Origin of the sequence: Dethiothermospora halolimnae (assembly GCF_037577855.1) — a bacterium.
Classification (GTDB): Bacteria; Bacillota; Clostridia; order Tissierellales; family VENL01; genus Dethiothermospora; species Dethiothermospora halolimnae.
Genome location: NZ_JBAKFX010000100.1, coordinates 1 through 7404 on the forward strand (window position 1 = coordinate 1; position 7404 = coordinate 7404).

General features: G+C 29.0%; 5 protein-coding genes and 10 tRNA genes. 14 read left to right on the plus strand and 1 reads right to left on the minus strand.

Annotation, left to right across the window (positions count from 1 at the left end; all coding sequences use genetic code 11):
- Window positions 1-45: 45 nt before the first annotated feature.
- The 10 genes from V6137_RS20130 (at window position 46) to V6137_RS20175 (ending at window position 922) form a co-directional block, all read left to right on the plus strand.
- Window positions 46-122 (plus strand) — tRNA-Ile (locus V6137_RS20130).
- Between the two features lie 6 nt (window positions 123-128).
- Window positions 129-204: transfer RNA gene (locus V6137_RS20135), tRNA-Trp, on the plus strand.
- 28 nt (window positions 205-232) lie between these two features.
- Window positions 233-309 (plus strand) — tRNA-Pro (locus V6137_RS20140).
- 11 nt (window positions 310-320) lie between these two features.
- Window positions 321-397: transfer RNA gene (locus V6137_RS20145), tRNA-Ile, on the plus strand.
- Window positions 398-404: 7 nt separating this feature from the next.
- Window positions 405-481, plus strand: a tRNA-Ile gene (locus V6137_RS20150).
- A gap of 6 nt (window positions 482-487) precedes the next feature.
- Window positions 488-563 (plus strand) — tRNA-Trp (locus V6137_RS20155).
- Window positions 564-592: 29 nt separating this feature from the next.
- Window positions 593-669 (plus strand) — tRNA-Pro (locus tag V6137_RS20160).
- An 11-nt stretch (window positions 670-680) separates the two neighbouring features.
- A tRNA-Ile gene (locus V6137_RS20165) sits at window positions 681-757 on the plus strand.
- A 7-nt stretch (window positions 758-764) separates the two neighbouring features.
- A tRNA-Ile gene (locus V6137_RS20170) sits at window positions 765-841 on the plus strand.
- A 5-nt stretch (window positions 842-846) separates the two neighbouring features.
- Window positions 847-922 (plus strand) — tRNA-Phe (locus V6137_RS20175).
- 340 nt (window positions 923-1262) lie between these two features.
- Here the strand turns inward: V6137_RS20175 and V6137_RS20180 are convergent.
- Window positions 1263-2273 carry a ribonuclease H-like domain-containing protein gene (locus tag V6137_RS20180; RefSeq protein WP_425449745.1) on the minus strand — a complete coding sequence of 337 codons (1011 nt, stop codon included), beginning with the start codon at window positions 2271-2273 and terminating at the stop codon, window positions 1263-1265.
- 189 nt (window positions 2274-2462) lie between these two features.
- Here V6137_RS20180 and V6137_RS20185 point away from each other — a divergent pair, with 189 nt between their 5' ends.
- The 4 genes from V6137_RS20185 to V6137_RS20200 all read left to right on the plus strand — a co-directional run bounded on the left by V6137_RS20185 (window position 2463) and on the right by V6137_RS20200 (window position 7284).
- On the plus strand, window positions 2463-4580 hold the full coding sequence (locus tag V6137_RS20185; protein ID WP_425449746.1) for an Eco57I restriction-modification methylase domain-containing protein: 2118 nt from the start codon (window positions 2463-2465) through the stop codon (window positions 4578-4580).
- 29 nt (window positions 4581-4609) lie between these two features.
- Window positions 4610-5167 carry a hypothetical protein gene (locus V6137_RS20190; RefSeq protein ID WP_425449747.1) on the plus strand — a complete coding sequence of 186 codons (558 nt, stop codon included), beginning with the start codon at window positions 4610-4612 and terminating at the stop codon, window positions 5165-5167.
- Window positions 5168-5333: 166 nt separating this feature from the next.
- On the plus strand, window positions 5334-6860 hold the full coding sequence (locus tag V6137_RS20195) for an S-layer homology domain-containing protein (RefSeq protein WP_425449748.1): 1527 nt from the start codon (window positions 5334-5336) through the stop codon (window positions 6858-6860).
- Window positions 6861-6873: 13 nt separating this feature from the next.
- Window positions 6874-7284: an NUDIX hydrolase gene (locus V6137_RS20200; protein ID WP_425449749.1), complete on the plus strand. Its 411-nt coding sequence runs from the start codon at window positions 6874-6876 to the stop codon at window positions 7282-7284.
- Window positions 7285-7404 lie beyond the last annotated feature (120 nt).

The window sequence follows — 7404 nt, forward strand, 5'->3', positions numbered from 1 at the left end:
TCACGGGGCGCGAGAGTTCAAATCTCTCCTTCTCCGCCAAAATGTGGGCCTTTAGCTCAGTTGGTTAGAGCGCCCGGCTCATAACCGGTAGGTCTGGGGTTCGAATCCCTGAAGGCCCACCACATTTTAGGGGTATAGTTCAGTTGGTAGAACGTCGGTCTCCAAAACCGAATGTCGTGGGTTCAAGTCCTGCTACCCCTGCCAGTAAATGATATATAATGTATAGTAGTTACGGGGTGTAGCGCAGTTTGGTAGCGCATCTGGTTTGGGACCAGAGGGTCGCGGGTTCAAATCCTGCCACCCCGACCAAATTTTTATAGGGGCTTATAGCTCAGCAGGTTAGAGCGCACGCCTGATAAGCGTGAGGTCGGTGGTTCGAGTCCACCTAAGCCCACCAGAGATGTGGGCCTTTAGCTCAGTTGGTTAGAGCGCCCGGCTCATAACCGGTAGGTCTGGGGTTCGAATCCCTGAAGGCCCACCACATTTTAGGGGTATAGTTCAGTTGGTAGAACGTCGGTCTCCAAAACCGAATGTCGTGGGTTCAAGTCCTGCTACCCCTGCCAGTGAACGATATATAATGTACAAGTAGTTACGGGGTGTAGCGCAGTTTGGTAGCGCATCTGGTTTGGGACCAGAGGGTCGCGGGTTCAAATCCTGCCACCCCGACCAAATTTTTATAGGGGCTTATAGCTCAGCAGGTTAGAGCGCACGCCTGATAAGCGTGAGGTCGGTGGTTCGAGTCCACCTAAGCCCACCAGAGATGTGGGCCTTTAGCTCAGTTGGTTAGAGCGCCCGGCTCATAACCGGTAGGTCTGGGGTTCGAATCCCTGAAGGCCCACCACATCTGCCCAGATAGCTCAGTCGGTAGAGCAGGGGACTGAAAATCCCCGTGTCGGTGGTTCGATTCCGCCTCTGGGCACCAATTAAAGAGCAGAGTGAAAACTGCATAAACAAAAGGATTAGCTTAAAGCTAATCCTTTTGTTTATGCTTAAAAATCACATATTTTTCTATGTAGGTACTGAATATATTCAGGAGGACTTTTAAAGCCATATAGTTATAACAATAATAAAATTTAGTTGCTGGGGGACTCATAATTTCTCTTGTTACTGGGAGATTCATAACTTCTCTTGTTGCTGGGGGATTCGTAATCCCACAGCCTATTAGAAAATACAGTTTTTGGTATAATAGGTCTTCAATATATTGAAGCCTTACATATATTTAATAATTACACATGTTATTGTGATATAGAATCTGTATTTTGTTAATTAAAAACATTATAAATAATCTCACTGATTAATCCCTTCAAATTTTCTTTTATAAATTTATTATTCTCTCTTAAAATAATGATATTTTCTGGCAGATTATACTCAGTTAGATCAGTAAAATTTAGTGGTAAGGAAGAGTCACACTTATCAAAATAGATACAATTAGAACCACTGGATAACTTTCCATTATATACTTCTAAAGAAAGGTATAGTTTCCCATTTTTCGGGGAGAAGTCTATATTATAACCTCCACTGTAATAGGTCTGATCCTTTAATGAAAGTGTAGATGTTTTAGCTACTATTTTTAGTATATCACCATTAAAGTCCAACTCTGTTAAATTAAACTTAATATTTAATTTATTATTTAAAATAGTCGTAGTAATAAAAACCTTATTTTTTTCTTCTACAATATCGAATATTTTTAATATATCAGGAAGATAATAGACATCATCATAATTATGTTTCAATATTATATCTTTTAATGTATTGTTTTTAGTCTTTATATACTCTTTATACATACTTGAACTTTTTTTCCCAGATATTAAGTCTTCTCTATGTATATCAAGGTATTTTTCAATATTCTTTAATTTATAGCTATCAAGACTTAATATATCTTTATTACTTCTAATATACTCATACAAGTCTATGCTATTACTTTTATTAATTATAAAGTCTAATGAGTTATATTTATATCTATCATTAAGGAAAGGGATATCAAACCTATTACCATTATAAGATAAAATATAATCATACTTTACTATTTCCTTCTTAAATTTTTTAAGTAATATTTCTTCATCATCGAAGGAATTGGCAAAAAATTGTTTAATAATTAAAGAATTTTCTTTATAAAGGGATAATCCAATTAGAATTACTTTGTCTCTTTTTCTATGAAATCCAGTTGTTTCTATATCAAAAAAACAAAAAGTTTTATTTGTTAATACATTTTTTAAATTGTTAGGGATTTTAAGTTTGTTTTCTTTTTTTATTTTATAATTTAGGATGTCCAACTTCATATACCTCCTTGCTATTAAGTTTTATTAAAGACACTAAACTATCGATACTTATTAATAAATGAATATGTTACTTATTATAACAAACAGATAAGGATTATACTAATAGCTGTTTGAAATTAGCAGTAAATAAAGGTATAATGTTATAAGTCTTAAAGCTAATATATTTATATAGGGGGCAAAATGATGGATAAACTTAAGCCATTTAAAAAAGATATATATCGATTATTAAAAGAAGAGAAAAATTCAGATACTGAAGGATACATAAACCATGTGAAAACTTTATTATACTACATAGGTAGGGTTGTCCTATGTACATCACTTTATAGAAAAAATGCTATAAATGAAAAAGATTTTAGTGATTTGGTGGATGGAAAATCAAATAAATACCTTCCACCAATATTTGATAAGATTCAGTATAATTATATGGAAAAATTATCTCAGCTAGAAAAGGGCATAATAATAAGAGATATATTAAAGCTTGATATAAAAGAGATTAGACAGTTTTCTTTAGGAGAGTTGTATGAATATTTTATAACTAATAAAGAAAGAAAAACTTTAGGTCAGGTATATACTCCTTTAGATATAATAGACTATATGATAAATGAAACTGTAGGGGATAAGGAGATAATAGACAATCCTTACTATAAGATTATAGATCCCACATGTGGTGGAGGATATTTTCTTGAGAAAATTTATAAAAAACTATATTATATTTTCAATAAAAATTATAATAAAATAATAGAAGCCAATCCTAACATTGAAGAAGAATTAAAGTGGGGGATTGGGAAATTTATTATAGAGAACAATATATGGGGAACGGATATTGATCAATTTGCGGTATTTATGAGTACCATAACTTTATTGTTAAAAGTAGATGAGTTAGAAGTCACTCCAAATATATATGTAAGGGATATTTTATTGGAAGATAAATATGACCTATTTTCGATTTTAGATAGAAATCCAAATTTCAAGAATAATAAATTTGATGTTGTTATAGGGAATCCACCCTATATAGGGCATAAAAAAATAGATAAAGAATATAGAAAAAAGTTACAGTACTATTATGGGGATGTCTATAATAACAAATCAGACATTGCATTTTGTTTCTTTAAAAAAGGTCATAATATTTTAAAAGAAGATGGAAAATTAATATATATAGTTTCAAGATATTTTAGTGAATCTCCGTCGGCAAAAAGTCTAAGAAACTTTCTAAAAAATAATTTTTCTATTAATAAAATAATAGATTTTTATGGAAAAAAAGTATTTAAAGGAATAGGTATAAGCCCTATTATAATAAAATGTTTAAAAGGAGAATCATATAATAACCATATTGATGTATATAAATTAACAAATAGTAATAAAATAAATAATTTGATAGATCAAATAGAAAACAGGAAGGTTTTTAGACACTTTAGAATAAAACAAAAAGATATAAGAGACGACGGGTGGATATTAATTGGAAATAATGAGAGAAAACTATTAAATAAAATTATAAATCTTGGTGATTTTAAATTAGATAATATATGTAATTGTAATCAAGGTGTTATAACAGGATGTGATAAAGCCTTTATAGTGGATAAGGAAACTATAAAAGAAGAGAACTTAGACAAAAAGTTCATAAAGCCATGGATAAAAAATAGTAATATAGGAAGATACCAACTTAAAGATACAAATAAATATATCTTATACACGGATTTAATAGATGATATTGATAAGCATAACAGTATAAATGAGCATATAATTCCTTATAAAGATAGATTAATGAAGCGAAGAGAATGTTTAAGGAGAAAAAGAAAATGGTATCAATTACAATGGGGAAGAGATTACAATATATTTAAAGATCCAAAGATAATTTTTCCCTTTAAATCAGAAAAAAACAGATTTACTATAGTATATGACGAAAAGCTTTGTAGTGCTGATATCTACATAATTAGGATTAAAGATGAGATAAGAAATAAAATTTCTCTAGAATATTTATTAGCATTTTTAAACTCCAGTGTCAGTGAATTTTATTTTAAATGTATTGGAAAAAAAATTGGAGATAACTTATATGATTATTATCCTAATAAACTAATGACTTTAAAATTAAAAGTGGGAGATAACATAACCTTTGTAGATAATGTAGTTAAGAGACTGATAAGTTTATATAGTTGCTTGAAAAAATACAATTTTAAAGAAAAAGAGTATGACAAGATAAAAAGTGAAATTGAAAATTTGGAGGAAACTTTAGAGACTTACTTTTATGAGTTATATAGACTGAGTGAAGGAGAAATAAAAATTATAAAAAATAATATAACTTGAATTACTACATTATAGGGAGAGGGGATTTCATGAGTGTAGTAGATTTATCTAACTACAAAGTTACCATGGTAGAGAAAATCTGTCTTAATAAATTTCAAAATGACTTAATGTTAGAGCTAAGTAATTTTAGTAGAAAAGCTATAACCTACATTACTACAACAATAAAAGAGGATATTGCTGACTTAGAAAGAGAAGGAATAATTTTTGATAATAGGTTAATAAACATTGGGTGTACAATGTATCTTGGAATAGCTTGGAGTATGTATAGAAAGGGGAAAAAGTTAGGTCAAGAAGATGAAAATATAAAAACAATAACCAAATATAATGGAAAGGATAATGATGTAATTCAACAATATGTAGAAAACAGTGGGTATATGGATATAATACAGGAAATTGTTTTAAGATATTATACATTATATTTTAGCAGGCATTTAGAAGATATAATGTCAAGAATGGAAATAACAGATCATCCTTTTATTAATAATAAAGAAGAGTTAAAAAATATTATTTTAAGGCATTTAAGTAGCTATGCCGTTAAGGTAATAATAGTGGGAATCAAGGATAAAGAAAACATATTAAAAAATTAGTATATTTTTCATAAAATAAGTCTAGTTTTGACATATAACTTTAATAAAACTGTAATATCCATATTAATACAAAATTCCTTAAGTATGATATAATTATATAATGAACATATATTATGAAACTTAATAGACCCAATTACGTCTATATATAAAGTGAGGAGGGAAGAGTTTGAAAAAGAAAAGAATATGGATACTAGTATTTATAGTCTGTATCATTTTAAATATAAATTTAACTTCATATGCTGATAAATTTTATTTTGATATCTTTGGGCACTGGGCTATTGATACTATAATGTGGGCTACAAATGAAGTTGAATTATTTTCAGGATATGAGGATCGAACATTTAGACCAGATAATCCTATTTCTAGAGCTGAGTATGTAACTCTTCTATACAGAACAGCTAAGAAAAATGATGTTATTCAAAATGAAAAAGATATTCAAAAGGATAAAGGCTACATATATACTGATTTAAATGAAAAATTTTGGGCCTATAATGAAATTTTAACCATAGCACAATATTTAGATAACCATGACACCAAGGTTAAATTTAATAAGATTTTTGACGGAGATAAATTTAAACCAAATAAGAATATAACAAGGGAAGAAGCTGTGGTATTACTTAGTGTATTTACCACACCACCTATAGAGGAAAAAAAGATTGACTTTGAAGATATAGATAGTGATTATAAATATTATGATGAAATAAAAAAACTAGTTAGCAACGGTATAATTAATGGTTATGAAGATAATACCTTTAGACCCGAGGATAATATAACTAGAGCGGAGGCATCTAAGATATTTAAAGAATTTTATTCAGATATGAAGCTTTTAAGTAGCAATTATATTAAAGAATTTCAATTGATTGATAACCCTAATTATAAAAGATATTTATTGTTTGGGGATTATAATAACAAAGATTTTACAGACGAAGATTTTCTATATGCGAGGGCAGAGTCAACATTGGAGTATAAATCTATTGTCCATTATATTCCCTATGAGGAAAAACATTTATATGATCCAGAACCAATAAAGACTTTAATGAAACTGAGGGATTCTGGTTATTGGAATGTAGTAGGAACGAACTATTATTTATTAAAATATGGAAATTTAAATGAAGATAAGAAAGAGGAATTATATTATGAGCTACTAACGGACTATATAAACAGAAAAGATCTTGATAACTACGAATCTATTAAGATATTTGAGAACATTGATTATAGGATTTCGGATAGTGAAATTTTAATCAAAGCATTAGATAAGTGGCAAAAAACAGCCACAAGTATAGAGAGTAGGTATAATGCTGTATCTTTAAAATCTAAGGTATTATTTAAAAGTGATCAAATAGAAGAAGCTTTATATTTATTAAATAAACAAATACTAAGTACCTCTAGTTATAAGGAGGTTGATCCTGATATAAAAAAGACAATTATATTTAATAAAGTATATATATTATATGAAACTAATAAGCTTTCAGAAGCCATGAAAACATTAGAAAAAGGATTGAGGGATACTAATAATAGATATGATAAGGAATTTAAAGGGGCTATGAAACAGATATTGGTAAAAGCAGATAATATGAATATTGAGATTGACAGAGAAAATAATAAATCGGAGGAAAATCTGATTTTAAAACCTAATATTGAAACAGAAGATGGGAATTCAGAAGAGGAAATAATGGAAGAAACAGAGTACTAAAGGAGAAGATATTGTGATACATGTATTGGCTAAGGGTTTGATAAGAAAAGAAGATTCAATATTATTAATAAAAAGAGATTTAAATTCTTCCTTTGGAGGAGGACTTTGGGATATACCCGGTGGAAAATTAGAGTTTGGAGAAGAAACAAAGGATGCTCTTTTAAGAGAAGTATATGAAGAAACAGCTTTAGATATAAATGTATTAAGGGTTTTAGACGTATGTTCTGGAATTAGTGATAAAAAAGGGAAGCAGTATATAACTATAATTTATTTGACTGATTATATGAAAGGAAAAATAAACCTTAATGAAGAACATGATGAATATATATGGGTTAAGTTAGATGAATTAGATAGATATAAGAGTGATATGGTGTATTATGCGAAACATGGTATAGAATATTATAAAGAACAAAATAAAATTTAAAGTTTTTATGGGACACAAGTATTGTGTCTCTATTTTATTTATGGAATTTATATCAAACTTATGAAAATTTTAATATTTATAAAAGATAAGTAAGTAAAATAATAAATATATTTATATAAT

Bases quoted from the DNA above. Each gene is read 5' to 3' on its own strand.
- V6137_RS20185 (WP_425449746.1), top strand. From the start codon at position 2,463: ATGGATAAACTTAAGCCATTTAAAAAAGATATATATCGATTATTAAAA.
- V6137_RS20190 (WP_425449747.1), top strand. From the start codon at position 4,610: ATGAGTGTAGTAGATTTATCTAACTACAAAGTTACCATGGTAGAGAAA.